The following is a 25,518-nucleotide window of genomic DNA, read 5'->3' as shown; positions in this document are numbered from 1 at the left end:
CCGACGGCCTGACCGGCGGCACCGGCAACGACGTCTATCTCGTGGACACCACCGGCGTGACGGTGGTCGAGTCCGCCGGTGGCGGCATGGATGAAGTGCGCACGTCGCTGGCTTCCTACACGCTGGCGGCGGAGGTGGAGTATCTGACCTACACCGGCAGCGGCAACTTCACCGGCAACGGCAACACGCTGGCCAACCTGATCCAGGGCGGCGCCGGCAACGACACGCTGACCGGCGGCGGGGGCAGCGACACGCTGACCGGCGCCGCCGGCGCCGACTGGTTCAAGTTCGGCACGGCGGACGTCGTCACCGGCGCCAACGCGGACCGGATCACCGACTTCGTCGCGGGCACCGACATGATCGACGTCAGCGGCGTCGACGCCAACTCGGCCGTGAGCGGCGATCAGCTGTACAGCTTCATCGGCACCAGCGCGTTCAGCGGGACGGCCGGCCAGTTGCGTTACGCCGTGCTCGGCGACGGCACGACCCACCTGTACGGAGACCACAACGGCGACCGCAACGCCGATTTCGAGCTTGTCCTGACCGGGTCGCTGTCGTTGACCGCGGCCAACTTCAAACTCTAGGCACGGACGGCGTGGCGGGCGGGACAAAAGGTCCCGTCCGCCCGTTCACGTTTCCGGGGCGTGCCGGCGCTCAGGCCGGCACCGGCGACGACTGGCGGGCCAGTTGCTGCAAGGCGGCGCCATCGTTGTTACCAACTACAGCACCTTGCCGGATCAAGAGCTTGACGGACTCTCTTGATCCCCGCCTTCGCGGGGATGACGGTTTTGAGAAAGGTTCAGGCTGAACCGGAATTCGCTCTAGAGGCGGAGTTTTCTTCCGCATCGCCGGACAACGCATATAGGTACGCGCCTACCGAGGTGCCCGCCCTCGCCACGGCAGCAGGGCGGGCACTTTCGTCTTGTAATCCCGGTAGGCGTCGCCGTACAGCGCCTCCAGCGCCCGCTCCTCGTGCCGCATCCCGGCCAGCAGGTAGAGCGATGCCCACAGGGCGGTGGCCAGCGCCCGCTCGTCCGCCACGACGCCCCACAGCATCAGCAGCGCCCCGGTGTAGAGCGGATGCCGCACCCAACGGTTGGCGCCGCGGACGCGCAGCGGCTCGTCCGCCGGCAGGGCCGCGCCGGTGCGGTGCGCGCGGATCTGCGTCACACCGGCGAAGCGGCCGAGGTCGTAGCCGGACACCCCCCACAGGAACACGCCCAGCCCGGCGAGCGCCGCCACCGCCTGGACCGCCGCCAGTTCGGGCGGCCGGGCGAAGGCGAGGGGATCGGGCAACAGCCAGCGTCCGGCGGCGAGCACCGCCAGCAGGTGCAGCGCCGCGAACCCGTTGTAGGCCAGCCGCGTGTACGCGCCCAGTCGCAGCCGTGCGGCCACCCTGGGAATGGCGAGCAGGCTGTGGCCAAGGCCGAAGCTGGCCCAGGCGAGGGCGTAGAGGGTGTGCGGCATAACATCAATATAGTCCTTCCCCCTGCTCCGCAGGGGGAAGGTTAGGAGGGGGCAGCGGCGTGTCGGGGAAGTCGCTGCCCTCACCCACCCCAAGCTGCGTTTGGGGCCCCTCCCTCTCCCAGCGGGGCTGGGAGAGGGCGCCATGCTACGACTGCATGCGCTTGATGGTGTTGGTCGTGCTCTGCCCGGCCACGAGGTTGGCGAGCACCACCTTGCCACCATAGCTCTGCACGAAGCCGGCGCCGACCACCGTCTCGACGGTGTAGTCCGCCCCCTTCACCAGCACGTCCGGGCGCAGCGCCTTGATCAGCTGCTCGGGCGTGTCCTCGCCGAAGACCACCACCAGGTCGACGCAGGACAGCGAGGCCAGCACGGTGGCGCGCGCCGTCTCCGACTGCACCGGGCGGGTCGGCCCCTTCAGGCGCTGGACCGACTCGTCGCTGTTCAGGCCGACCACCAGCACGTCGCACGCCGCCCGCGCCTGGGTCAGCAGCGAGATGTGGCCGGGGTGCAGCAGGTCGAAGCAGCCGTTGGTGAAGCCGACACGCTTGCCGCGCAGGCGCCAGCGCTCGGCGCGCTCGGCGGCCTCCTCGCGGGCGGCGACCTTGGCTTCGCCCTGGCGCCATTCCTGGGCGTGCAGCGCGGCCAGCAGCTCCGGCGCGCGGACCACGGCGGTGCCGACCTTGCCGACCACGATGCCGGCGGCGAGGTTGGCGAGGCGCGCCGCGTCGTTCAGCTCCACCCCCGCCGACAGCGCGGCGGTCAGCGCAGCGACGGCGGTGTCGCCGGCGCCCGACACGTCGAACACCTCGCGCGCCTCGGCTGGCAGGTGCACGGCCGGGCCGGAGCGGGTGACGACGCTCATGCCCCGCTCGGACCGGGTGGCGATGACGGCGTCGATGCCGCAGGTCTCGATCAGGCGGCGGCAGGCGGCCTCGACCTGGGCGTCGTCGTCGGCCGGCAGGCCGGTGGCCTGCATCAGCTCCTTGCGGTTGGGGGTGACGATGCTGGCGCCGCGGTAGCGGCGGTAATCGGTGCCCTTGGGATCGACCACCACCGGCAGCCCGGCGGCGCGCGCCGCCTCGATCAGGCCGGCGACCAGCGCGTCGGTCAGCATGCCCTTGCCGTAGTCGGAGAGGATCACCGCGCCGACCTCGGGCAGTGCCGCGCGGGCGGCGGCGAGCACCGCCTCCACCGAGGCCGGCCCGATCGGGGCGACCGTCTCGGCGTCGGCGCGCAGCAGCTGCTGGCGGCTGCCGATGAAGCGGGTCTTCAGCGTGGTCTGGCGGCCGGGCTCGACGACGATGCCCTCGGCCGAGCCGATCTGGCGCTCCACGATGTGCCGCACCTCGGCGCCGGGGCCGTCGTCGCCGACCACCGAGACGAAGCGGCAGGCGGCGCCCAGCCCCAGCAGGTTGGCGGCGACGTTGCCGCTGCCGCCGAGCATCACCGCCTCGCGCTCGATGCGCAGCACGGGGATCGGCGCTTCCGGCGAGACGCGGTCCACGGAGCCGTAGACGAAGCGGTCGAGCATGAGGTCGCCGACGCACAGCACACGGGCTTGCGCGAGGGCGTCGATGTGGCGGGCGAGGTCGCTCATGCGCACGCTTCTACCAGCGCCGACCCGTTCACGGCAAGGTGACTGGCCGGTGAGCGGCCGGGGCATCACTCTCTGTGCCATGCTCGACCACGCCGACATCCCGTCCCGTCCCTCATCCGCGCGCCGGCTGCTGCCGCTGGCGGTGCTGGCGGCGGGGTTCGCCGGCTTCTTCGCGCTGGGCCTGCACCGCACGCTGACGCTCGAGGGGCTGGCGGCGCAGCGCGCCCAGCTGACGGCGTTCGTCGAGGCGCAGGGCGCCCTGGCGGTGCTGGCGTACGTCGGGGTGTACGCGCTGGCGGTGGCGTTCTCGGTGCCCGGCGGCACGGTGCTGACGCTGGCCGGCGGCTTCCTGTTCGGCGTCGTCTGGGGAGCGGCGTACGCCGTGGCCGGGGCGACGGCGGGCGCCGTGGCGGTGTTCCTGGCGGCGCGCTCGGCGCTGGGCGGGGCCTTGCGCCGCAAGGCGCGGCCGTGGATCGGCCGGCTGGAGGACGGGTTCCGCGACCACGCCTTCCACTACATGCTGTTCCTGCGGCTGGTGCCGCTGTTCCCGTTCTGGCTGGTCAACCTGGTGCCGGCGTTCCTCGGCGTGCCCGTGCGGGTGTACGTGCTGGCGACGCTGGTCGGCATCGTGCCGGGCGCGCTGGTGTACGCGTCGGTCGGCAACGGCCTGGGCGCGGTGCTGGACGCCGGGGAGACGCCGGACCTCGGCCTGATCTTCTGCCCGGAGGTGATGCTGCCGCTGCTGGGGCTGGCGGCGCTGGCGCTGCTGCCGGTGGCGGTCAAGGCGTGGCGGAGGCGGGGGTGACGGAGCGCCTGTCCTGCGGGCTGTGCGTGATCGGCGCCGGGTCGGGCGGGCTGTCGGTGGCCGCGGCGGCGGCGCAGATGGGCGTCAAGACCGTGCTGATCGAGCGCGGCGCCATGGGCGGCGACTGCCTGAACACCGGCTGCGTGCCCTCCAAGGCGCTGATCGCCGCGGCGAAGGCGGCGCACGCGGTGCGCACCGCCGGGCGCTTCGGCGTGGTTTTTCCTTCCGGTGGGGGCCACGAGCCGGCGGTGGATTTCGCTGCGGTGCACGCGCACGTGCGCGGCGCCATCGCCGCCATCGCGCCGCACGACAGCCAGGAGCGGTTCGAGGGCCTGGGCGTGCGGGTGATCCGGGCCTCGGCGCGCTTCACCGGGCCGGGGACGGTCGAGGCCGGCGGGGTGGAGGTGCGGGCGCGGCGCTTCGTGCTGGCCACCGGCTCGCGCGCCGCGGTGCCGCCGATCCCCGGGCTGGACTCCGTGCCGTTCCTGACCAACGAGACCTTGTTCGAGCGCACGGCCGCGCCCGAACATCTGATCGTGCTGGGCGGCGGGCCGATCGGCGTGGAGATGGCGCAGGCGTTCCGCCGCCTCGGCTGCCGGGTCACGCTGGTGGAGAAGCAGACGCTGCTGCCGCGCGACGACCCGGAGCTGGTGGAGGTGGTGCGCCGCCGCCTGGACGCCGAGGGGGTGACGCTGGTCGAGGGCGTCGGCGTCGCCGCCGTGCAGCGCGCCGGCAACGGCGTGGCAGCGGTGCTGGACGACGGGCGGCGGGTCGAGGGCTCGGACCTGCTGGTCGCCGCCGGGCGCCGGCCGAACGTCGAGGATCTCGACCTGGATGCCGCCGGCATCGAGGCGCACCGCGGCGGCATCGCGACCGACAAGCGGCTGCGCACCACCAATCCGCGCGTCTACGCGGTGGGCGACGTCACCGGCGGGCCGGCCTTCACGCACGTCGCCGGCTACCACGCCGGGCTGGTGGTGCGGAACGCGCTGTTCCGGTTGCCAGCGCGCGAGGACTACGCGGCGCTGCCCTGGGTCACCTACAGCGATCCGGAACTGGCCCAGGTCGGCTCGACCGAGGCGGAGGCGCGCGCCGCCTACGGAAACATCGAGGTGCTGCGCCAGCCCTTCGCGGCCAACGACCGGGCCCGCGCCGAGGGCGGGACGGAGGGGCTGGTCAAGCTGCTGGCGCACCGGGGGCGGGTGGTCGGCGCCTCCATCGTCGGGGCGCAGGCGGGGGAGCAGATCGCGCTGTGGTGCCTGGCGGTGGCGACGCGGGCGAAGCTGTCGACGCTCGCCGGGCTGGTGCTGCCCTACCCGACGTTGTCCGAGGCCGGCAAGCGGGCTGCGGGCAACGCCTTCACGCCCACCCTGTTCGGCGCGAGGACGCGCACGCTGGTGCGGATTCTGTCGTGGCTCGGATAATCCACAGGGTTGTAACGCTTCCTTAAAGACGCTGTGCTTCACTGCCGCATCGGGCGAGGAGGCGGGATGCGGATCCTGGTGGTGGACGACTCGCGCATGGCGCGCACGGCGCTGTGCCAGCAGCTGGAGGGTTTCGGCCACCAGACGGCGTTCGCCGACAGCGGCGCGGAGGCCCTGGTCCGCACGCGGGACGAGGATTTCGACGTGGTGCTGGTCGATTTCCGCGTCGGCGACATGGAGGGAGTCGAGGTCTGCTGGCACCTGCGCGCCGCGCAGGGGGCGAAGCACCTCTACCTCATGCTGATGATTCCCGGCAGCATCACCAATCAGTTCTTCGAGGTTGTGGAGAACGGCGCCGACGAGTTCCTGCGCAAGCCGTTGGACTGGGCGTGGCTGCGCGCCCGGCTGCTCGCCGCCTCGCGCGTGGTGGACATGCAGCGCCAGCTGGAGCGCCTCGCCACCACCGACTCGCTGACCGGCGCCCTGAACCGCGGCCGCTTCATGGGGCGGGCGGCGGACGAGGTTATGCGGGCGCAGCGCTACGCCCGGCCGCTGTCGGCGATCATGCTGGACATCGACCACTTCAAGAAGGTCAACGACACGCACGGCCACGCCACCGGCGACGAGGCGATCCGCAGCGTCGTGCGCGTCTGCCGCTCGCTGGTGCGCGGCGCCGACATCCTGGGCCGCCTGGGCGGCGAGGAGTTCGCCATCCTGCTGCCGGAGACGCCGCCGCAGGGCGCGGTGCTGCTGGCCGAACGCCTGCGCCGCGCGCTGGCGGTGACCGAGGTGCGCATTCCCGGCGGGGTCGGGGTGACCTTCACCGTCAGCGTCGGCGTCAGCGCGCTCAAGCCCGGCGAGGAGTCGGTGAGCGCCCTGCTGGCGCGCGCGGACGAGGCGCTGTACCGCGCCAAGAACGGCGGGCGGAATCGGGTGGTGTGCGACGAGACGGTGGAGGTTTAAGGGGGCGTGTCACTTGCCCCCACCCCCGACCCCTCCCCCGCTCTCGGCGGATCCGGAGGATCCGCCTGCCGCGTCAGCGCAAGCGAAGCTTGCGCGTGAGCTGCGCAGGGGAGGGGGAATACGGCGGAGTTCCCTCCCCTGCGCAGCGGGGGAGGGTTAGGGTGGGGGCAATGATCGGGAGCTAAACCGCCCGGCTGTGCCGCCCCGCACCGGTGCTGAGGTAGGTGTCGAAGCGCGCCGCCGGGATGCGCATCAGCGGGCGGGCGGACTCCGGCACGCTCAGGCGGCGGCCTTCCACCATCGCCACGCCGTCGGCCACCAGATCGCCCATGCCGGCCAGTTCCTCGTCGAAGGTGCCGGCGGGCAGGCCGTGCTGCTCGGCCACCGTGTCCAGGTCCACCGCCATGTCGCACATCAGCCGCTCGATCACCGCGCGGCGCACCCGGTCCTCGTCGCTGATCGCTAGGCCCTTGACGGTGGCGAGGCGGCCGGCGTCGATGGCCTCGGCGTAGTGGTCGAAAGGCACGGCGTTCTGGATGTAGCCCTGCGGCAGCTGGCCGATCGACGACGCGCCGAAGCCCAGCAGAACCTCCGACTCGTCCGTCGTGTAGCCCTGGAAGTTGCGGCGCAGCTCGCCCTTGGCCTGCATCACCGCCAGTTCGTCGGTCGGCTTGGCGAAGTGGTCGAGGCCGACGGCGATGTAGCCGGCGTCGGTCAGCGTCTTGGCGATAGCGGCGAACTGGTCCCAGCGGCCGTAGGAATCGGCCAGCTCGGCCTCGACGATCTTCTTCTGGTGCGTCTTCATCCACGGCACGTGCGCGTAGCCGAAGACGGCGAAGCGGTCGGCGTCCATGGACAGCGCGATCTCGGCCGAGCGGGTGACGCTCTCCACCGACTGGCGCGGCAGGCCGTACATCAGGTCGAGGTTGATGTGGCGGATGCCGTTCCCGCGCAGCCACGCCAGCGTGCGCTCGGTCATCTCGCGCGGCTGGATGCGGTTGACCGCGGTCTGGACGGCGGCGTCGAAGTCCTGCACGCCCAGCGAGGCGCGGTTGACGCCGGCGCGGCCCAGGGCCTTCGCCATGTCCTCGGTCAGGGTGCGCGGGTCGATCTCAACCGCGATCTCGGCGCCGTCCACGATGTCGAACCGCTCGCGCACCAGGGCCATGAGCGCCTCGAAGTCCTCTGGCGCGGTCATGGTCGGCGTGCCGCCGCCGAAGTGGATGTGCGCCACCTTCATGCGGCCGGGGATGCAGTCCGCCACCATGCCGACCTCCTTGCGCAGGTGCGCGAGGTAGCGGCCGATCGGCTCGTAGCGGGCGACGATCTTGGTGTGGCAGCCGCAGTACCAGCACATCTCCTTGCAGAAGGGGATGTGCATGTACAGCGAGCCGGGCTTGGCCGGATCGATGGTCCCCAGCCAGCGCCGGTACGTCTCGTGCCCCACGTTGGGCGAGAAGTGCGGCGCCGTCGGGTAGCTGGTGTAGCGGGGCACGCGCAGCCCGTCGTACTTGGCGAGCAGCGCGGAGTCCATCGAGGATGTCTTGGTCATGGCGGGAGAGTGCGTCCAGGCCGGGCGGAGGGCTTTGATCCAGGTCAAGGTCCCATCGTCTCATCCGGATGCGCCTGTCGACAACCGTAGAATCGCTGGGGCTATCGCGGAGTCACCACCCGCATGCCCTCCTCCAGGTGCTGCTCCAGGAGGCGCAGGTTGCGCAGGTTCGACTTGAAGGCGACGTCGAAGACGGTGCCGATCACCGGGATCGAGCCGGCCGCCCAGTCGAACAGGACGTTGCCGAGCATGCGGGCGATCAGCCGCTTCGGCACGCCCATGCGCCGCGCCTGGTCGAGGATGTGCAGCGAGACCAGCGCGGTCAGCGTGTCACCGGCCACCGGCACCAGGCTGGCGATGCCGTCCAGGCCGAAGCCGATGCGGGTGCCGGGGATGGTCCAGCGGTTGTCCAGCAGCCGCGCCAGCCGGCGCAGACGGTCCAGCCGCTCCAGACGGTCGACGCTTTCGGCGCGGGGGCGGCGGGCGTAGGGGGAGGCCATGCTCATGCCGGGTCAACCGCCGGGGATGCCGTCGGGTTCCGCCGCCTGCGCCGGGGCGGGCCTCCGGACCGGCTGGAAGGCCAGCGCCGCGTAGCCGACCAGCGCCGAGGCCAGCGAGCCCAGCAGCACGCCCAGGCGCACCGCCACGTCCTTGTCCGCCGCCCCGCCGAAGGCGAGCGCGCCGATGAACAGGCTCATGGTGAAGCCGATGCCGGTCAGCACCGCCACGCCGTAGAGCTGCGCCCACGTCGCCCCGGCCGGCAGCGGCGCCAGGCGCAGCCGCACGGCGATCCACACCGCCAGCATCACGCCGATCTGCTTGCCGGCGAACAGGCCGAGCGCCACGCCGAGCGTCACCGGTTCCAGCAGGCTGTCCGCCGTGATGCCGTCGAGCGGCACGCCGGCGTTGGCCAGCGCGAACAGCGGCAGGATCAGGTAGGCGACCCAGGGGTGCAGCGCGTGCTCCAGCCGGTGCAGCGGCGTCTCCTCGCCGTGCGCGCCGTTGGTGCGCAGCGGGATGGCGAAGGCCAGCGCCACGCCGGCCAGCGTGGCGTGCACGCCGGATTGCAGGACGCACACCCACAGCACCACGCCGACGATCATGTAGGGGGTGAGCCGTGTCACCCCGACCAGGTTGAACCACGCCAGCAGCACGCCGCACGCCACCGCGAAGCCCAGCGCCGTGGGCACCACGCCGGCGGTGTAGAAGGCGGCGATGATCACGATGGCGCCGAGGTCGTCCATGATGGCGAGCGCCAGCAGGAAGACGCGCAGCGAACCCGGCACCCGGCTGCCCAGCAGCGCCAGCACGCCGACGGCGAAGGCGATGTCGGTGGCCGCCGGGATGGCCCAGCCGCTCAGGTTGTCCGGCCGGCTGATGTTGAAGCCGACATAGACCAGCGCCGGCATCGCCATGCCGCCCAGCGCGGCGATGGCCGGCAGCGCGGCGCGGGCGGGGGTGGACAGCTCGCCCGCCAGGATCTCGCGCTTGATCTCCAGCCCCACCAGCAGGAAGAACAGCGCCATCAGCGCGTCGTTGATCCAGTGGTGCAGCGACATCTCCAGCCCGCGCGCCCCGGCGTGCACGCCCACGGGCAGATGCAGCAGCCCCTGGTACAGCGGGGCGGCGGTCGAGTTGGCCCAGACCAGCGCAACCACCGAGGCCACCAGCAGGACGATGCCGCCCGACGCCTCGTTGTGCAGGAATTGGCGGATGGCGGTGAGCTTCACGAGAGCGTCTCCGAATTCCTGTTCGCAACAACCTTTGGATGGGGTCGATATGGTGTTGCAGGTGCGAGAATTCAGCGCTGCACCGCAATCGACAACTTCACATTCTTTTAAACATGCGTTCATCGGGCTGTCACCCAACCTGGGCTAAAGGTGCGCGGCGAATCGCCGCGTCCGGGGATGGTTGCTGGCGCAAGTCGTTGATTTGCCATGTCAACATGAGCGGAAGGATGAGGGTGGAGAGGGCGTCTCCAACCGCCATATGTCCTTTTCGCCGCTAGCCAGGGACCGAGGATTCCGGTGACACTCAGCCCAACGAAAGAAAAGGCCTCAAGGCCGATGAATATCCGGGAAAACCAAAGTCCGGGAGGAACCATGGACGCCCTGTATTGCGCCTGCTGCGGCCGGCCCTTCAAACGCGCCTCGCACCGCGGTCCTGCCCCGCTCTACTGCTCGCAGGACTGCCGCCTCCAGATGGCGGTGCGGCGTCGCGCCTGGGCCGGGGCCACGACCGCCGCCTGGGCCGCCACCCGCGGCGAGGGCAGGGGGAACGCCTACGCCAAGGTGGCCAATTTCTGACGCGGCTTCCACGACGCACCAAGATGGAAGGGCACCCCATGCGGGTGCCCTTTCGCGTTTCCGGGGCGAAGGGACTCCACAGGACACGAGTCCTGTGCTAGAACATAAAGGGAACAAAACCCTGCGCCGACCGGAGAATTTCCATGGCCGAAACCGCCAAGGCCACGCTGCTGGCCGAGTTGCGCAGCCGCATCCGCCGTATGGAAGGATTGAGTGGCGAGGCGGGCGGCGGCGTGCTGCCGTTCGGGGTGGCGGGGCTGGACGCCGGCCTGCCCGACGGCGGGCTGCCGCTGGGCTGCCTGCACGAGGTGGCGGCGGAGGACGCAGGCGCCGGCACTGCCTTCGCGGCGGCGCTGCTCGCCCGGCTGGCCGCGGCGCGCGGCGCGCCGGCGCTGTGGGTGGTGCGTGGCCGCGACCTGCACGCCGCCGGGCTGGCCGCCTACGGACTAACGCCGGAGCGGCTGATCGCCGTACGGGCGGAGCGCGAGACCGACGCGCTGTGGGCGCTGGAGGAGGCGCTGCGCTGCAACCGGCTGGCCGCCGTGCTGGGCGAGGTGGGGCGCCTCGACCTGACGGCCAGCCGAAGACTGCAGCTCGCCGCCGAGGCGGGCGGGGTGACCGGACTGCTGCTGCAGACGGGGGAGCCATCCAGGGGGGCGGCCAGCGCCGCGGTGACCCGCTGGTGCGTCGCGCCGGCGCCGAGCCTGACCGACGGCGAGCCCGGCGTCGGTGCGCCGTGCTGGCGGCTGGAGCTGCTGCGCTGCCGCGGTGGCCGGCCGGGATCCTGGCTGGTCGGCTGGCGGGACGGGGCTCTCGTGGGCGTCGAGGCGCCGGTGGAGGCGGAAGGCTTCGCGGCGGTGGCGTAGGGCGCCCACCCTACGGCACCGTATCGCGCCCTGGACCCCCGGGGGGCGAACGGCTAAGGTCAATGCCCCGGAGGAACGCCACCGACAAGAAGAGCCACGAGGATGAGCGACAACATCTACGACCTGTTCCGTTCCCGCTTCCCGGAGGACCGGACCCGCCCCTTCATCGAGACGGAGGACGGCGGCATCCTCAGCTACGGCGAGCTGGACGCGGCGGTGGGGCGCACCGCCCGGCTGCTGGCCGACCTGGGCGTGGTCAAGGGCGACCGCGTCGCGGTGCAGGTCGAGAAGTCGGTCGAGAACATCGTGCTCTATCTCGCGGTGGTGCGCGCCGGCGGCGTCTACCTGCCGCTCAACCCCGCCTACACCAAGGCTGAGGTCGCGTACTTCCTGACCGACGCCGAGCCGCGCGTCTTCGTCTGCCGGCCGGAGACCGAGGCGGCGCTGCGCGAGGTCGCCGACGCGGCCAAGGTCGCGCACGTGCTGACGCTGGGCACCCGGGGCGACGGCAGCCTGCCGGAGCAGGCCAGGGGGCTGAACCCGGACTTCGCCACCGTGCCCTGCGGGCTGGATGACCTGGCGGCCATCCTCTACACGTCGGGGACCACCGGGCGCTCCAAGGGCGCGATGATGAGCCACCGCAACCTCGGCTCCAACGCGCAGGTGCTGCACGCGTACTGGGGCTGGGGGCCGGACGACGTGCTGCTGCACGCGCTGCCGATCTTCCACACGCACGGCCTGTTCGTCGCCACCAACTGCGTGCTGCTGAACGGCACGCCGATGATCTTCCTGCCGAAGTTCGACGCCGACCAGGTGCTGTCGCTGCTGCCGCGCGCCACGGTGATGATGGGCGTGCCGACCTTCTACACCCGCCTGCTCGGCCATCCCGGTCTGACCAGGGAGGCGGTGGCGCACATGCGCCTGTTCATCTCCGGCTCGGCGCCGCTGCTGGCCGACACCCACAAGGAGTTCTCGGCCCGCACCGGCCACGCCATCCTGGAACGCTACGGCATGACCGAGACCGGCATGCTGACCTCCAACCCGCTGGACGGCGAGCGCATCCCCGGCACCGTCGGCTTCCCGCTGCCGGACGTCGAGCTGCGCGTGTGCGACGACCAGGGGGCGGTGCTGGGGCCGGACGAGATCGGCGTCATCGAGGTGAAGGGCCCAAACGTCTTCTCCGGCTACTGGCGCATGCCCGAGAAGACCGCGCAGGAGATCAAGCCGGACGGCTTCTTCATCACCGGCGACGTCGGCAAGGTGGATGCGCGCGGCTACGTGCACATCGTCGGCCGGGCCAAGGACCTGATCATCTCCGGCGGCTTCAACGTCTACCCCAAGGAGGTCGAGACGGTGATCGACGGCATCGACGGCGTGGTGGAGTCCGCGGTCGTCGGCGTGCCCCACCCCGACTTCGGCGAGGCGGTGACCGCGGTGGTGCTGAGGAAGCCGGGGGTGGCCGGGCCGGACGAGGCGCAGGTGGTGGCGGTGTGCAAGGAGCAGCTCGCCAACTTCAAGGTGCCGAAGCGCGTCTTCTTCCTCGACGAGCTGCCGCGCAACACCATGGGCAAGGTGCAGAAGAACCTGCTGCGCGACCGCTATGCGGAGACGTTCAAGGGGTAGGATCAAAAGCCCCTCCCCCCTTGCGGGGGAGGGGCTTTACGTCACTTCGTGCCGAACATGCGGTCGCCGGCGTCGCCCAGGCCGGGGACGATGTAGGCGTTCTCGTTCAGGTGGCTGTCCAGCGCGGCGGTGAACACCTTCACCTTGGGGTGCGCGGCGTGGAAGACGCGCATGCCCTCGGGGGCTGCCACCAGCGCCATGAAGCGGATGTTCTCGTCGGCCACCCCGTGCCGGTTCAGCACGTCGCAGGCGTGGACGCCCGAGTTGCCGGTCGCCAGCATCGGGTCGACGACGATGAAGATGCGGCCCTCGGCCTCCGGCAGCTTCACCAGGTACTCGTGCGGCATCTTGGTGTCGTGGTCGCGGTAGAGGCCGATGTGCCCCTCGCGCGCCGAGGGCACCAGCTCGTGCAGGCCCTGCGCCATGCCCAGCCCGGCGCGCAGCACCGGCACGATGGCCAGCTTCTTGCCGGCCAGGACGGGGGCGTCCATGGGTTCCAGCGGCGTCTCGATCCGCTCGGTGGTCATCGGCAGGTCGCGGGTGATCTCGTAGCCCATGAGCAGCGAAATCTCGCGCAGCAGCTGCCGGAAGCCGCCGGTCGAGCGCTCCTTCTCCCGCATCAGCGTCAGCTTGTGCTGGATCAGCGGGTGGTCGAGGATGAACAGGTTCGGGAAGTCGGGAATGGTTCGCATGCCCCGATCCTAAAGCGGATCGGGGCCGGCGTGAAGTGTCCCGAACGGCAGTGTGACCGTCAGCGCCCGCCGGCCGCCCGCCGTGGCACCCAGGCCGCCGCGCCGCGGCCGTCGTCCTCGTCGAACAGCTCGGCCAGCTTGTTCATCATGGTGCCGCCCAGCTGCTCGGCGTCGACGATGGTGACCGCGCGGCGGTAGTAGCGCGTCACGTCGTGGCCGATGCCGATGGCCACCAGCTCCACCGGGCTGCGGCCCTCGATGTACTGGATGACCTCGCGCAGGTGGCGCTCCAGGTAGTTGCCGGCGTTGACCGACAGCGTCGAATCGTCCACCGGCGCGCCGTCGGAGATCACCATCAGGATGCGCCGCTGCTCCGACCGGGCGATCAGGCGGTTGTGCGCCCACATCAGCGCCTCGCCGTCGATGTTCTCCTTGAGGATGCCCTCGCGCAGCATCAGGCCGAGGTTCTTGCGCGCCCGCCGCCAGGGCTGGTCGGCCGCCTTGTAGACGATGTGGCGCAGGTCGTTGAGGCGGCCGGGGTTGGCCGGCTTGCCGGCCGACAGCCACGCCTCGCGCGCCTGCCCGCCCTTCCAGGCGCGGGTGGTGAAGCCGAGGATCTCGGTCTTCACCGCGCAGCGCTCCAGCGTGCGGGCCAGGATGTCGGCGCTCATGGCGGCGATGGAGATCGGCCGGCCGCGCATCGAGCCGGAGTTGTCGATCAGCAGCCCGACCACGGTGTCGCGGAAATCGGTCTCCTTTTCCCGCTTGAAGGACAGCGGCAGCACCGGGTTGACCACCACGCGCGACAGCCGCGCGGCGTCGAGGATGCCTTCGTCCAGGTCGAACTCCCAGCTGCGCGTCTGCTTCGCCATCAGCCGGCGCTGCAACCGGTTCGCCAGCTTGGAGATGACGCCCTGCAGGTGCTGGAGCTGCTGGTCGAGCATCATGCGCAGCCGCGCCAGCTCATCCGGGTCGCAGAGGTCGGCGGCGTCCACCACCTCGTCGAACTGGGTGGTGAAGGCCTTGTAGGCGTTGGGATCGGCCTCGTTGCGGCGGCTGTTCTCCGGGCGCCAGGGGTGGCCGGGGCCGGCCGGCTCCTCGGAGCCTTCGCCCTCGCCCATCTCGGCGTCGCTGTCCTCGCCACCCTGCTCGGCGCCGTCGCCGAGGTCGCTCTCCTGCATCTGCGGGGAGGACATCGACTCCGACTCGGTGGAGGTCTGGTCCTCGCCGCGGGTCTGGCCGTCGTTCGGCTCGTTCTCGTTCTCCTCGGACTTGCGCTCCTCGTCCTCGTCCTCCTCGGTCTCCGGCTCCTCGCCGACGTCCATCTCCAGCTCGGCCAGCAGCTTGCGCACGGCGCGGGCGTAGGAGTCCTGGTCGGTGATGTGCCCGGAGAGGCCGTGGAAGTCCGTGCCCAGCTTCTCCTCGACCCAGCCGCGCCACAGCTCCACCACATGGGCGGCGTTCGGCGGCGGCGTCTCGCCGGTCATCAGCTGGCGCGCCATGAGGCGCAGCGCCTCGGCCAGCGGCGCGCCGTCGCGGTCGGTGATCTTGTCGAAGCCGTGCTTGCGGTAGCGCTCCTCCAGCGCCGCGCCCAGGTTGTGCGCGACGCCCGGCATGGCGCGCGCACCCAGCGCCTCGCAGCGCGCCTGCTCCAGCGCGTCGTAGGCGGCGCGGGCGGTGTCGCCCAAGGGCATGCGCTGGGCGTGGATGGCGTTGGAGTGGAAGCGCAGCCGCAGCGCCACCGCGTCGGCGGCGCCGCGCACCGTGGCGACGTCGTGCGGGTTGAGGTCGCGCGGCGGCACCGGGATGCGCGCCCGCGTCCCCAGCAGGCCCGGCGGTTCGGAGGAATGCGTGACCTGCACGTCCTCGCGCCCCGCCAGGGCGCGCACCGTGGAGGCGGTGGAGCGCTTGAAGATCTCGACGGGGGATTCGCGTTCGGACATGGGGATCTCAGGCAGAAATGAGCTGGAAGTCGGCAAGGCGCGCGGCCTTGCGGTCGAAGGTGACGGTGGTGGTGCAGCCCGCCGTACGGTTGGTCAGTGCGAGAAAGGCGTCCGAGAAATCGATCGGGCCGGAGCGGTAGGCATCCAGGGCCCGTTGCGCTTCCAGTTCATCTTCGATGACGAGGCCTTCGCCGTTGATGATGCGGTCGAGGTATTCGGCCACCTGATCCCGGCCCCAGCGGAACACGCTTTCCAGCACCCAGACGGATTCAACCAGCGCAATGCGGTTGATGCGGCATCTCTGCCCGGCAGCCACCGCAGCCTGAACGGATGTGCGGACCCGTTCGGTCTGTTCCGGGTCGTCTTCAACGACCAACCGAATCAAAGCGTTGGTATCGAGCCCGATCACCGGCGCAAAAACCTTTCCGCTGCCCGTTGCCGGATCGCTTCGTCCATCTCCTCCTGCGACACCGGGCGATGGAATTTGCCTCCCATGCCGACGATGTCGTCGAGGGTATAGCGCTTGCGCGGGCGTTCCGGTGCGGCAGCCGCTTCGGTCTCGGCCTTCAGCACCGCGGTGTGCCGCGCCGGATCGACGTCGATGCGGACGCGGTCGCCGGGCTTGAGGCCGAGCTGATCGCGCACCTCCTGCGGCAGCGCGATCTCGCCGTTCGGCCCGACCTCGATGTAGCCCATGGCGACCTCCCGTCCCCTCCCATCACACCAGGTTGACGCTCACCCCCGTCTCCGGCAGTTCGGCGCCGAAGCAGCGCTGGTAGTACTCGGCCACGGCCGGGCGCTCCACCTCGTCGCACTTGTTCAGGAAGGTGATCCGGAAGGCGAAGGGCACGTCGCCGAAGATCTTGGCGTTCTCCGCCCAGGTGATGACCGTGCGCGGGCTCATCACGGTGGAGATGTCGCCGTTGACGAAGCCCTGGCGGCTCATGTCGGCCAGACGCACCATGTTGGACACCGTCTCGCGCCCCTTGGCGTCGTCGTAGCCGGCGACCTTGGCGAGGATGATGTCCACCTCGGCGTCGTGCGGCAGGTAGTTCAGCGTCGCCACGATGTTCCAGCGGTCCATCTGGCCCTGGTTGATCTGCTGCGTGCCGTGGTACAGGCCGGTGGTGTCGCCCAGGCCAACCGTGTTGGCGGTGGAGAACAGGCGGAACGCCGGGTGCGGGCGGATGACGCGGTTCTGGTCGAGCAGCGTCAGCTTGCCCTCGACCTCCAGCACGCGCTGGATCACGAACATCACGTCGGGGCGGCCGGCGTCGTACTCGTCGAACACCAGGGCGCAGGCGTGCTGCAGCGCCCAGGGCAGGATGCCCTCGCGGTACTCGGTCACCTGCAGGCCGTCGCGCAGCACGATGGCGTCCTTGCCCATCAGGTCGATTCGGCTGATGTGGCTGTCGAGGTTGACGCGGATGCACGGCCAGTTGAGGCGGGCGGCCACCTGTTCGATGTGGGTGGACTTGCCGGTGCCGTGATAGCCCTGGATCATGACGCGCCGGTTGTGCGCGAAGCCGGCCAGGATGGCGAGCGTGGTGTCGCGGTCGAACTGGTAGGCCTCATCGACGTCCGGCACGTGCTCGGTGCGCGTGCTGAACGCCGGCACCTGCATGTCGCTGTCGATTCCGAAGGTCTGGCGCACCGACACGGTGATGTCCGGCACGTGATCGAACAGGGCCGAACTGGCCTGCGTGGCTCCTTGAGACGGCATGAGTAGGGTTTCTTGGGTCGTTTCAGCGATGGTCGGATCCGGGCGCCGCCGCCGGCGGCAGTGTTGCAATCATACGCCGGCGGCGGCTTTCATGCACCATAACAGGCTTTCAGCGTGTTGTAGGCTTGATTGATGTCTTTCAGCCGCTCCTCCGCCGCCCGGTCGCCGCCGTTGGCGTCGGGGTGGTGGAGCTTCGCCAGCTCGCGGTAGCGGGCCTTGATGCGCGCGAAGTCCACCGGCGGCGCGAGGTCGAGGACGGCCAGCGCCTCCTCCTCCGGCGTGCGGGCGGCCTGGCGGCGCTGCGCCTGCTCCTCCGCCTTGCCCTGGCCGGGCTCGCGGCCGAACTCGAAGCCGAAGCCCCTGACCACCCGGTCGCGCAGGAACTTCTCCTGCACGGCCCAGAAGCCGAGCGGCCAGGTCGGGCGCTGCCACGTGGTGTCGCGGCGCACCTCGCTCTCGATCTGGTCGGCGTTCATGCCGGCGTAGTAGTCCCAGGCCTTGTTGTACTCGCGCACGTGGTCCAGGCAGAACCAGAAGTACTCGTTCAGCCGGTCGCGCGCCTTGGGCGCCCGGTATTCGCCGCCGCCGGCGCAGCCGGGATGGTCGCACGCCCGCGTCGCCGGGCGCGGGGCGAAGTCGTAACGGGAGTCGAGGCGGGCACGGTTGCGCTGCATCGGCTGAGTATGGGCACCGGCCGTGGCGCTGGCAAGCGCGCGCATGGCGGTCCCGACGGCCTTTTCCACACCTCGACAGCACGCCTTGACAGGCCGGCGGGCCGGCACCACACAGCACCGGTGAACCGCTTCCCAAGGAGACCCCATGGCCACCGCCACCCCCTACACCGACCGCATGCGCCGCAAGCTGACCGACGGCCTGTCGCCGACGCGCCTGGACATCGAGAACCAGTCGGACCGTCACATCGGCCATGGCGGCGCCCATCCGGAGGGCGAGACGCACTTCCACGTCACCGTCGTGTCGGAGGCCTTCGCCGGCAAGTCGCGGGTCGAGCGGCAGCGCATGGTCTACGCCCTGCTGCAGGAGGAAATGGCCGAACGCGTCCACGCGCTCGCCCTCACCACTCTGGCCCCGCAGGAAGACCGCTAGTCATTGCCGCAGCCCATTTGCATACATTGGTGTGCAACCGATGGCGGATGACTTCGCGTATTCGGCGCGTGCAATGTGCAGTGCCGGTTGCATTTCGCGCTTCATTCGGTAGAGTGCGTTTTATGCAACCGTTTATCGTGTCCGCCCGAGGGGGAGAGCCCCGCGGCCGCGGAGCGAGGGAAGAGCTCTGCATGGCCAATCGCGGGCGGAAGAAACAGACCGTGCGACCCACCGGCGGCGTCGGGCCGCTGGAAAGCCGCAACGTCGTCATGGACGGGCACAGGCGGACCAGCATCCGCCTGGAACCCTCCATGTGGCAGGCCCTGGAAGCCATCGCGCAGCGCGAGGGCCTGACCATCAACGCCCTGTGCTCGCTGATCAAGGAGCGCCTGGACAAGCAGCGCGAGCGCGCCGCCCGGGAACCGGGCGCCAAGCCGCAAACCGCGGCCGAGAAGAAGTCGACCTTCACCTCGGCGGTGCGGGTGCTGATCGCCTCGTACTTCGTTCAGGCGGCCACCGAGCCGGGCCACCAGAAGGCCGGCCACGGCCTGGGCGATCCGTTCGTCGGCACGCCCTTCGACCTGCCGCGCGACGCCAGCGGCGATACCGGCAGCGGCGGCGGCGGCATTCCCGGCGAGGACCCGGGCCTGCCCGGCTCCACCCGGCCGGCCGGCGTCAAGAGCCGCGCGCTGGGCGACGCGTGGATGGAGATGTAGGCGGCGGAGCGGCTGCTTTCCAAAGCCCTTCTCCCCTTGAGGGAGAAGGGTTGGGATGAGGGGGCGTTACGCGCCGGAGGCGCGGAAGAAGGCGTTTCGGCCGGCTTCGCCGGCGCACCCCTCTCCCCGACCCCTCTCCCTCAAGGGGAGAGGGGCTCCGCAGAACGTGCGGCCGTCAGCGCTACTCCGCCGCTTCCGCCTCGGCGTTGGTGGGTTCGCAGTCGCCGGTGTAGTGCTCCGGCCAAAACGTGCGCACCACCTCGCCGTCGCTGGCGAAGATGTGGCACATGTTGAGCAGCACCGGGCGCGCCTTTCTGTCCTGGCCGCGGCCGGCGGCCTTGGCGCGCTCCTCCGCCTCGCGGGCGAGGATCGGGTAGATGGTCTGGAACGCCGTGGTGGCGATCGGGCCGAGCAGTTCCATCAGGTGCGTGCAGCCCTCCACGCCGCCCAGCCGCTCCTTGACCGCGCGGGTCCAGCCCTTGCCGATGCTCAGGCCGACGAGGCGCTGGTAGTTCGGCGCGATGTCGCCGCAGGCCAGGAAGGGCGACTTGTCGGTCACCGTCTCGATGGCGTGCACCTTGAACTGGCTGTCGATGGTCAGCCGCAGCCACATCTCGTGCACCGGGTCGCCCGGCTCCAGCCGGCCGCGCTGCTCGGTCTGGAAGGCGTAGGTCTTGACGTCGGTGAGGTGGCCCTCGATGTCCCACAGCCCGTCGGCACGCCGGTACCCGCGGCAGGCGATCTCCCGGGTGTGGATGTGTTGGCGTTCCGCCGGCGGGGACAGGGGCATCGCTTCGGGTCTCTCGTCGCGTTCGCAGGTGCGAAGCGAATATCGGTGGGGCTGACGCTTACGTCAAGCGAGCCCCACCCCTCACCGTCACATTACGGCAATGCGCCCGCGGAGTAGCCCGAGCCGAACATGAACTCCTCGCGGTCCTTGATCTCGTGCTCCAGGTGCTCACGCACCACGGCGAACAGGTCGCGGATCGAGACGATGCCGACCACCTCGTCGCCGTTGACCACCGGCAGGTGGCGGTAGCGGTGGCGCTCCATCAGATCCAGCGCCTCGCCGGCCGCGGCGTCGGGGCCGAGCGTGTCGGGGTTGCGGGTCATCGCCTCCGCGAGCGTGGTGGTCGCCGGGTCCCTGCCGGCCGCGACGACGCGCACGGTCAGGTCGCGCTCGGTGAAGATGCCCTGGAGGCGGCGCCCCTCGGTCACCAGGATGGCGGCGATGCGGCGTTCGGCCATCAGCACCGCGGCGTCGCGCACCGTGGTGTCGGCCGGCAGGCAGGTCAGTTCCTGTCGCTGGATCACGTCGGGCATCAGCTTGCGTGTCGGCATGCGATCTCTCCCCCTGTCCATCCCTGGTTCGTCGGGCCGCCCGAAAGGGGCGCCTTACGATTATGGTGAGGTGCGATCGGAGATGCGTCAAGTCGCCGCACCGGAGACGGGGCTATTCGCGGTCCTCGCCCCGCATCGGCGGGGAGACGCGCAGCGCGGCGATCTGGTGGCGCTGGCGGCGCAGGATCTCGAAGCGGAAGCCGTAGAAGGTGAAGACCTGCCCGACCTCGGGGATCTTGCGCGCCTCGTGCAGCACCAGCCCGGCGATGGTCGAGGCCTTGTCGTCGGGCAGGCGCCACTCGAACTCGCGGTTGAGGTCGCGGATGGTGACCCAGCCGTCGATGACGTAGGAGCCGTTCGGCTGCGGCTTCACGCCGGCGACGTTGACGTCCAGCTCGTCGGAGATGTCGCCGACGATCTCCTCCAGGATGTCCTCCAGCGTCACCACGCCCATCAGGCTGCCGTACTCGTCCACCACCAGGGCGAAGTGCTCGCGCCGCTCGCGGAAGGCCTGCAGCTGGTCGAGCAGCGTGGTGGTGTCGGGGATGAACCAGGGCTGGGCGGCCAGCGCCACCACGTCCACCGGCTCCAGCTGCGCGCCGTGCGCCCGCACCTCGCGCAGCAGCGCCTTGGCGTGCAGCACGCCGACGATGTTGTCGGGGTTGTCCCGCCACAGCGGCAGGCGGGTGTAGGGGCTGGCCAGCACCTCGTCGACGATCTGCGCCGGCTGCTGGCCGGCGTCGATGGTCACCAGGTTGCGCCGGTGCGTCATGATGTCGGAGACCGGCACCTCGTTGAGGTCGAGGATGGAGCGCAGCATAGCGCGCTCGTGGCGGATCTCCTCCTCCTCCTCGGTGGTCTGCTCGCCGCGGTGCAGTTCGATGGCGCCGCGCAGCTCCTCGGCGGAGCTGCCGACCGACACGGTGCGGATGTCGCTGCCGAACATGCGCAGGATGAGGGCGACGATCCACTCCACCGTCGCCGCCACCGGCCCCAGCAGCGCCACCGCGAAGCGCACCACCGGCGCCAGCGCCAGCGCCGAGCGGTCGGCGTGGTTGATGGCGTAGGTCTTCGGCATCACCTCGGCGAAGATGACGATCAGCGCGGTCATGCCGATGGTGGCGTAGGCGACGCCGTGCTCGCCGAACAGCCCGATCAGCACCGAGGTGGCGAGCGAGGACGCCAGGATGTTGACCGCGCTGTTGCCCAGCAGCAGCGCGCCGATCAGCCGCTCCTTGTCCGCGCGCAGGCGGTTGACGAGGCGGGCGCGGCGGTTGCCCTCCTGCTCCAGCTGGTGCAGGCGCGGCCGCGACACGCCGGTCAGCGCGGTCTCCGCCCCGGCGAAGAACGCCGACAGCGCGATCAGCACGATCACCGCGCCGAGCATGATCCAGAGGGTCAGCCCGTCGTTGGGGTCCACGCCGAAGTCGATCTTCTCCATGGGGCGTCAGTCCTGTCGCCGGGCCATCGCCTTACGCCGCAACCGCGTCCTCCAGCAGCGCGCGCACCGCCGCGGCGTCCACGTCGCGCAGGGTGAAGGCGTCGCCCAGGCGGCGGGCCAGCACGAAGGTGATGCGGCCGTCCTTCACCTTCTTGTCCTTGGCCATGGAGGCGATCAGTTCGTCCACGTCCCATTCCACGCCGGGGACGTCGGTCGGCCGGGTCGGCAGGCCGACCGCCTTCAGGTGCGCCCGCGCCCGTTCGGCGTCGGCCGCCGGGCAGAGGCCCAGGCGCACAGAGAGGTCGAACGCCAGCACCATGCCGATCGCCACGCCCTCGCCATGCAGCAGGCGCTGGCCGAAGCCGGTCGCCGCCTCCAGCGCGTGGCCGAAGGTGTGGCCGAGGTTGAGCAGCGCGCGGTCGCCGCTCTCGCGCTCGTCGATGCCGACGATGTCGGCCTTGGCGCGGCAGCTCACTGTCACCGCGTGGCGCCGCGCGGCCGGGTCGCCGTCCACCACGCGCCGGCCGTTCTCCTCCAGCCAGGCGAAGAAGTCGGGCTGGCGGATCAGGCCGTACTTCGCCACCTCGGCGTAGCCGGCCAGCACCTCGCGCTTCGGCAGGGTGTCGAGGGTCGCGGTGTCGGCGATCACCAGGCGCGGCTGGTGGAAGGCACCGACCAGGTTCTTGCCGTGCCGGGTGTTGATGCCGGTCTTGCCGCCGACCGAGCTGTCGACCTGGCTGAGCAGCGTGGTCGGCACCTGGACGAAGTCGATGCCGCGCAGCGCGGTGGCGGCGGCGAAGCCGGTGATGTCGCCGATCACCCCGCCGCCCAGCGCCACCAGCACCGCCGAACGCTCGATCCCGCGCCCCAGGATGGCGTCGAGCAGGCGCTCCAGGTGGGCGAAGTCCTTGGTCTTCTCGCCCTGCGGCAGGACGATGGCGGTGCCGGGGTCAATGCCGGCGCGGCCCAGGCTGGCCTCCAGCGTGCCGAGGTGCAGCGGCGCCACGGCGTCGTCGGTGACGATGATCGGCGGCTTGCCGCGGGTGATCTCGGCGATGCGTGGCCCGGCCTCGGCCAGGATGCCGTCGCCGACCAGGATGTCGTAGCTGCGGGCGCCGAGCTCGACGCGGACGGTCTGGACGGTCATGGGTGCTTCTCCTCGGGCGCGGCGGCGGACCTGGACGGGCGGATGGAGTGGCCGAGATGCGCCTCCACCGCCTCGATGACGCGGGAGACGGTGTATTCCGGCGGGTGCTCGTCGCTCTCCACCGTCAGCTCGGCCTCGGCGTAGACGGGATAGCGCTGCTCCATCAGGCGGGACAGGATCTCGCGCGGGTCGCCCTTCCTCAGCAGCGGCCGGTGGGTGCGGCGCGCGGTGCGGTCGAGCAGCACCTCCAGCTCGGCGCGCAGCCAGACCGAGGTGCCGCGCTGGCGGATCAGCGCCCGGGTGTCCGGGTCCATGAAGGCGCCGCCGCCGGTGGCCAGCACGTGCGGCGCGCGCTCGGTCAGCAGGCGGGCGATGATCTTGCGCTCGCCGGCGCGGAAGGCGGCCTCGCCGTCGCGGGCGAAGATCTCCTCGATGGTGCAGCCGGCGGCCTGTTCGATCTCCGTGTCGGCGTCCACGAACGGCAGCCCCAGCCGGGTGGCCAGACGCCGGCCGATGGCGCTCTTGCCGGCGCCCATCAGTCCCACCAGCACGATGGTCCGCGGCAGGACGGGCGGCACGACGGTCTTGGGCAAAACTCGCAACTCCCGGTCGATGCGGCGCGGGCTCGGCCGCTGTTGCGCGCCGCCCGTGCCGGGTCTAAAGTAACGCCCCGCTCGGGCGCCAGCCGAACGGCCGGTCCCAGGGCGCGGGTGCCTTGCTTTAGCATGAAAGCGCACCCTTGTCCCAACCCCTGCGGGCCAGCCCCATGGTACGTCCGAAATCCCGTTCCTTTTCCGCTGCCGGGTCGTCCCGCCCCATGAAGTCTCGCGCTCTCTCCGCCCTCCTGGTGCTGTTGCTGGTGGTTGCCGTCGGCGGCCTCGCCGTCCTCGGCACCTGGGATCTGCCCGCTCCCTCGAAAGCGGTCGAGAAGGTCCTCCCGGATGAGCGCTTCCCGCGCTGAGCGCGCCGGGAGCGTCCGTCCAGGCCGCCGCACCGCGCCGGCCGCCATCCTGATTCCGCTGGCGACCATCCTCCTCGCCGCACCGGCGGCGCAGGCCCAGTCGCAGGGCCCGATTCGCCTCGGGCCGCCCGCGGCCGACACGGCGCGCTCGGTGACCGTGCCGGTGGTGCCGGCCGGTCCGGACACCCCGATCATCCTGGTGCCGCCGCCGGCCCGGCCGGACGCGGCGCCCGCACCCCCGCCCGCACCTCTGCCCGTGGCCGACCCGATCACCCCGGCCCCGGCCAAGCCCGGCATGATCCAGGCGGCGCCGCTCGCCGCCCCCGACCCGGATGGCGCCGGGGTGCTGGATCCCGCCGGCGGCGGCCTGGGCGTGCTGCTGTGGCACGGGGTGCCGCGCGGCGCGGTGCTGCGCCTGCTGTCCGAACTGCCGCTGCCGATGCCGTCGCCCGCCGCGCGCAGCCTGATGCGCCGGCTGCTGCTGACCGACGCCGCCGCCCCGCCGCCGGCCCTGGACGAGGGGCCGCCGGTCCGCCGCTTCGGCGCGCTGCGCGTCGAGGCGCTGGCCGGGCTGGGCGATCCCAAGGGGGCAATGGACCTCGCCGCCAAACTGCCCGGCGTGCTGGAGGACGAATCGGCGGCGCGCGCCGTGGTCGATGCGCAGCTGCTGCAGGGCACGCTCGACTGCCCGTGGGCGGCGGAGGCCGGCAAGCCGTTCCCGACCACCTACTGGCAGCGCCTCGACCTCTATTGCCGGGTGCGCGGCGGCGACCGCGCCGGCGCGGCGCTGGTCCTGGAGCTGCTGCGCGGCCAGGGCGACGGCGACGACGGCTTCCGCACGCTCGCCGAGGCGGCCATCGCCGGCGGCGTGCCGTCGCTGCGCGGCCTGAAGGACCCGGCGCCGCTGACGCTCGCCATGATGCGGCTGGCCTCGGCGCCGGTGTCGCCGGACCTGCTGGACCTCGACCCGATGCGGCTGGCCGGGGTGGCGCGGCTCGCTTCCGCCGATCCGGCGACCCGCGTCGCCGCGGCCGAGCGGGCGGCCACCGCACTCTATATGGATGCCCGCGCGCTCAGCGAGGCGTACCGCGCGGCGCCCGCCAAGGGGGACGAGCTGTACCGCCTGAAGGACCTCGCCGCCCGCGACCGCGGGGCGCGGGTGCGCGGGCTGGTGCAGCAGGCGTTCGCCGGGGCGGCGGACGGCAACCGGCGGATGGCGCTGGTGGCGCAGGCCATCGACCTGCTCGACCCGCCGATGTGGGCGGGGCCGGCCGGCACGGTGGTGGCCGCGATGATCGACACCGTCACCGTGAACGTCGAGGCGGCGGCGCTCGCCCCCGCCGCGGTGCGGCTCTACGAGGCGCAGGGGCGCACGGAGCAGGTCCGGCGCTGGCGCGATCTGGCGACGCGCACCGGCGCCGGGGCGCGGCTGTGGCCGCTTGCCGCGGCGGCGAATCCGGCGGCCGGCGGGCTGTCGGCGTGGCTGGACGACGCGCTGCGCGGCGGCGACCCGGCGGCCCCGGCGCGCGCGGCCGGCACGCTGGCGCTGCTCAAGGCGCTGGGCGTCGAGGTGCCGGAGGAGGCGTCGCGCCGCGTTGCGGCCGAGCCGCCGGCGCTGCCGGGCGAGCCGATGCGCTGGTCGCAGCTGGACATGGCGGTCAAGGAGGGGCGCGTCGGCGAGACGGTGCTGCTCGCCCTGGTCCTGCTCGGCGAGGCCGGGCCGGCCGGGACGCCGCCGGCGGTGCTGGCGCGGCTGGCCGGCGCGCTGCGCACGGTGGGGCTGGACAACGATGCCCGCGCGGTGGCGCGCGAGGCCATCGTGGCGCAGGGGCTCTGAGCGACCG

General features: G+C 71.5%; 27 protein-coding genes. 11 read left to right on the top strand and 16 right to left on the bottom strand.

Features of this window, described 5'->3' with window-relative positions; all coding sequences use genetic code 11:
• The coding region (locus tag TSO221_RS20030; protein ID WP_199229546.1) for a M10 family metallopeptidase C-terminal domain-containing protein at positions 1-584 on the top strand (584 nt) is incomplete at its 5' end.
• 289 nt (positions 585-873) lie between these two features.
• On the opposite strand, the gene TSO221_RS20025 is transcribed toward TSO221_RS20030, so the two are convergent.
• Positions 874-1,467, bottom strand: a complete 594-nt coding sequence (locus TSO221_RS20025) for a methyltransferase (RefSeq protein WP_109120276.1) — start codon at positions 1,465-1,467, stop codon at positions 874-876.
• 145 nt (positions 1,468-1,612) lie between these two features.
• Positions 1,613-3,067, bottom strand: a complete 1,455-nt coding sequence (gene rfaE1 / locus TSO221_RS20020; protein ID WP_109120275.1) for a D-glycero-beta-D-manno-heptose-7-phosphate kinase — start codon at positions 3,065-3,067, stop codon at positions 1,613-1,615.
• A 49-nt stretch (positions 3,068-3,116) separates the two neighbouring features.
• On the opposite strand from rfaE1, the gene TSO221_RS20015 reads away from it, so the two are divergent.
• The 3 genes from TSO221_RS20015 to TSO221_RS20005 all read left to right on the top strand — a co-directional run bounded on the left by TSO221_RS20015 (position 3,117) and on the right by TSO221_RS20005 (position 6,259).
• Positions 3,117-3,872: a VTT domain-containing protein gene (locus TSO221_RS20015; protein WP_247878143.1), complete on the top strand. Its 756-nt coding sequence runs from the start codon at positions 3,117-3,119 to the stop codon at positions 3,870-3,872.
• Positions 3,869-5,296: an FAD-dependent oxidoreductase gene (locus TSO221_RS20010; protein WP_109120291.1), complete on the top strand. Its 1,428-nt coding sequence runs from the start codon at positions 3,869-3,871 to the stop codon at positions 5,294-5,296. The genes TSO221_RS20015 and TSO221_RS20010 overlap by 4 nt, the downstream gene beginning before the upstream one ends.
• A gap of 66 nt (positions 5,297-5,362) precedes the next feature.
• Positions 5,363-6,259: a diguanylate cyclase gene (locus tag TSO221_RS20005; RefSeq protein WP_109120273.1), complete on the top strand. Its 897-nt coding sequence runs from the start codon at positions 5,363-5,365 to the stop codon at positions 6,257-6,259.
• A gap of 181 nt (positions 6,260-6,440) precedes the next feature.
• Here the strand turns inward: TSO221_RS20005 and hemN are convergent, their stop codons facing one another.
• The 3 genes from hemN to nhaA form a co-directional block, all read right to left on the bottom strand.
• Positions 6,441-7,811 carry an oxygen-independent coproporphyrinogen III oxidase gene (gene hemN, locus TSO221_RS20000; RefSeq protein ID WP_247878142.1) on the bottom strand — a complete coding sequence of 457 codons (1,371 nt, stop codon included), beginning with the start codon at positions 7,809-7,811 and terminating at the stop codon, positions 6,441-6,443.
• Between the two features lie 101 nt (positions 7,812-7,912).
• A complete protein-coding gene (locus TSO221_RS19995; RefSeq protein ID WP_109120272.1) occupies positions 7,913-8,317 on the bottom strand; it encodes a DUF4112 domain-containing protein in 405 nt (134 codons plus the stop codon).
• A 6-nt stretch (positions 8,318-8,323) separates the two neighbouring features.
• Positions 8,324-9,541, bottom strand: a complete 1,218-nt coding sequence (nhaA, locus tag TSO221_RS19990) for a Na+/H+ antiporter NhaA (RefSeq protein ID WP_199229545.1) — start codon at positions 9,539-9,541, stop codon at positions 8,324-8,326.
• Positions 9,542-9,913: 372 nt separating this feature from the next.
• On the opposite strand from nhaA, the gene TSO221_RS19985 reads away from it, so the two are divergent.
• The 3 genes from TSO221_RS19985 to TSO221_RS19975 all read left to right on the top strand — a co-directional run bounded on the left by TSO221_RS19985 (position 9,914) and on the right by TSO221_RS19975 (position 12,606).
• A complete protein-coding gene (locus TSO221_RS19985; protein ID WP_109120270.1) occupies positions 9,914-10,117 on the top strand; it encodes a hypothetical protein in 204 nt (67 codons plus the stop codon).
• Positions 10,118-10,260: 143 nt separating this feature from the next.
• Positions 10,261-10,983, top strand: coding sequence for a hypothetical protein (locus TSO221_RS19980; RefSeq protein ID WP_199229544.1), 723 nt, complete (start codon positions 10,261-10,263; stop codon positions 10,981-10,983).
• A gap of 102 nt (positions 10,984-11,085) precedes the next feature.
• Complete coding sequence (locus TSO221_RS19975) at positions 11,086-12,606, top strand: malonyl-CoA synthase (RefSeq protein ID WP_109120269.1); 1,521 nt, start codon at positions 11,086-11,088, stop codon at positions 12,604-12,606.
• A gap of 41 nt (positions 12,607-12,647) precedes the next feature.
• Here the strand turns inward: TSO221_RS19975 and upp are convergent, their stop codons facing one another.
• From upp to TSO221_RS19945, 6 genes are all read right to left on the bottom strand, one after another.
• Positions 12,648-13,298, bottom strand: coding sequence for a uracil phosphoribosyltransferase (upp, locus tag TSO221_RS19970; protein ID WP_109120268.1), 651 nt, complete (start codon positions 13,296-13,298; stop codon positions 12,648-12,650).
• A gap of 59 nt (positions 13,299-13,357) precedes the next feature.
• Entirely contained in the window at positions 13,358-15,241 is a 1,884-nt protein-coding gene (cobT, locus tag TSO221_RS19965; protein WP_109120267.1) for a cobaltochelatase subunit CobT, read from the bottom strand.
• Positions 15,242-15,248: 7 nt separating this feature from the next.
• A complete protein-coding gene (locus TSO221_RS19960; RefSeq protein ID WP_158284148.1) occupies positions 15,249-15,650 on the bottom strand; it encodes a type II toxin-antitoxin system VapC family toxin in 402 nt (133 codons plus the stop codon).
• A complete protein-coding gene (locus tag TSO221_RS19955; RefSeq protein ID WP_109120265.1) occupies positions 15,647-15,937 on the bottom strand; it encodes an AbrB/MazE/SpoVT family DNA-binding domain-containing protein in 291 nt (96 codons plus the stop codon). The genes TSO221_RS19960 and TSO221_RS19955 overlap by 4 nt, the downstream gene beginning before the upstream one ends.
• A gap of 22 nt (positions 15,938-15,959) precedes the next feature.
• Positions 15,960-16,964, bottom strand: a complete 1,005-nt coding sequence (cobS, locus tag TSO221_RS19950; RefSeq protein WP_109120264.1) for a cobaltochelatase subunit CobS — start codon at positions 16,962-16,964, stop codon at positions 15,960-15,962.
• Between the two features lie 89 nt (positions 16,965-17,053).
• On the bottom strand, positions 17,054-17,638 hold the full coding sequence (locus TSO221_RS19945) for a J domain-containing protein (protein ID WP_109120289.1): 585 nt from the start codon (positions 17,636-17,638) through the stop codon (positions 17,054-17,056).
• Between the two features lie 145 nt (positions 17,639-17,783).
• Between TSO221_RS19945 and TSO221_RS19940 the strand changes: the two genes are divergently transcribed.
• Both TSO221_RS19940 and TSO221_RS19935 read left to right on the top strand, forming a co-directional pair.
• The gene (locus TSO221_RS19940; RefSeq protein WP_247878141.1) at positions 17,784-18,068 is read left to right on the top strand and encodes a BolA family protein; all 285 of its coding nucleotides are present in this window, start codon (positions 17,784-17,786) and stop codon (positions 18,066-18,068) included.
• 221 nt (positions 18,069-18,289) lie between these two features.
• Complete coding sequence (locus TSO221_RS19935; protein WP_247878140.1) at positions 18,290-18,784, top strand: ribbon-helix-helix domain-containing protein; 495 nt, start codon at positions 18,290-18,292, stop codon at positions 18,782-18,784.
• 181 nt (positions 18,785-18,965) lie between these two features.
• Here the strand turns inward: TSO221_RS19935 and TSO221_RS19930 are convergent, their stop codons facing one another.
• The 5 genes from TSO221_RS19930 to TSO221_RS19910 all read right to left on the bottom strand — a co-directional run bounded on the left by TSO221_RS19930 (position 18,966) and on the right by TSO221_RS19910 (position 23,249).
• Positions 18,966-19,574 (bottom strand): DUF2889 domain-containing protein, encoded by a 609-nt coding sequence (locus tag TSO221_RS19930; RefSeq protein WP_109120262.1) that lies wholly within the window; start codon positions 19,572-19,574, stop codon positions 18,966-18,968.
• Between the two features lie 92 nt (positions 19,575-19,666).
• Positions 19,667-20,125, bottom strand: coding sequence for a CBS domain-containing protein (locus TSO221_RS19925; RefSeq protein WP_109120261.1), 459 nt, complete (start codon positions 20,123-20,125; stop codon positions 19,667-19,669).
• Between the two features lie 112 nt (positions 20,126-20,237).
• Complete coding sequence (locus TSO221_RS19920) at positions 20,238-21,566, bottom strand: HlyC/CorC family transporter (RefSeq protein WP_109120260.1); 1,329 nt, start codon at positions 21,564-21,566, stop codon at positions 20,238-20,240.
• 31 nt (positions 21,567-21,597) lie between these two features.
• Entirely contained in the window at positions 21,598-22,713 is a 1,116-nt protein-coding gene (gene aroB, locus TSO221_RS19915; protein ID WP_109120259.1) for a 3-dehydroquinate synthase, read from the bottom strand.
• Complete coding sequence (locus TSO221_RS19910) at positions 22,710-23,249, bottom strand: shikimate kinase (RefSeq protein ID WP_109120287.1); 540 nt, start codon at positions 23,247-23,249, stop codon at positions 22,710-22,712. Before TSO221_RS19910 ends, aroB begins: the two co-directional genes overlap by 4 nt.
• 281 nt (positions 23,250-23,530) lie before the next feature.
• On the opposite strand from TSO221_RS19910, the gene TSO221_RS36015 reads away from it, so the two are divergent.
• Both TSO221_RS36015 and TSO221_RS19905 read left to right on the top strand, forming a co-directional pair.
• Positions 23,531-23,674, top strand: a complete 144-nt coding sequence (locus TSO221_RS36015; RefSeq protein ID WP_199229543.1) for a hypothetical protein — start codon at positions 23,531-23,533, stop codon at positions 23,672-23,674.
• A complete protein-coding gene (locus TSO221_RS19905; protein WP_109120258.1) occupies positions 23,655-25,511 on the top strand; it encodes a hypothetical protein in 1,857 nt (618 codons plus the stop codon). Before TSO221_RS36015 ends, TSO221_RS19905 begins: the two co-directional genes overlap by 20 nt.
• Positions 25,512-25,518: the final 7 nt, after the last annotated feature.

The sequence above is a fragment of the Azospirillum sp. TSO22-1 genome, from assembly GCF_003116015.1.
In the GTDB taxonomy this organism is placed as follows: domain Bacteria; phylum Pseudomonadota; class Alphaproteobacteria; order Azospirillales; family Azospirillaceae; genus Azospirillum.
The sequence above is the reverse complement of the archived record's forward strand: the minus strand, read 5'-3'. Positions and strand labels throughout refer to the sequence as shown.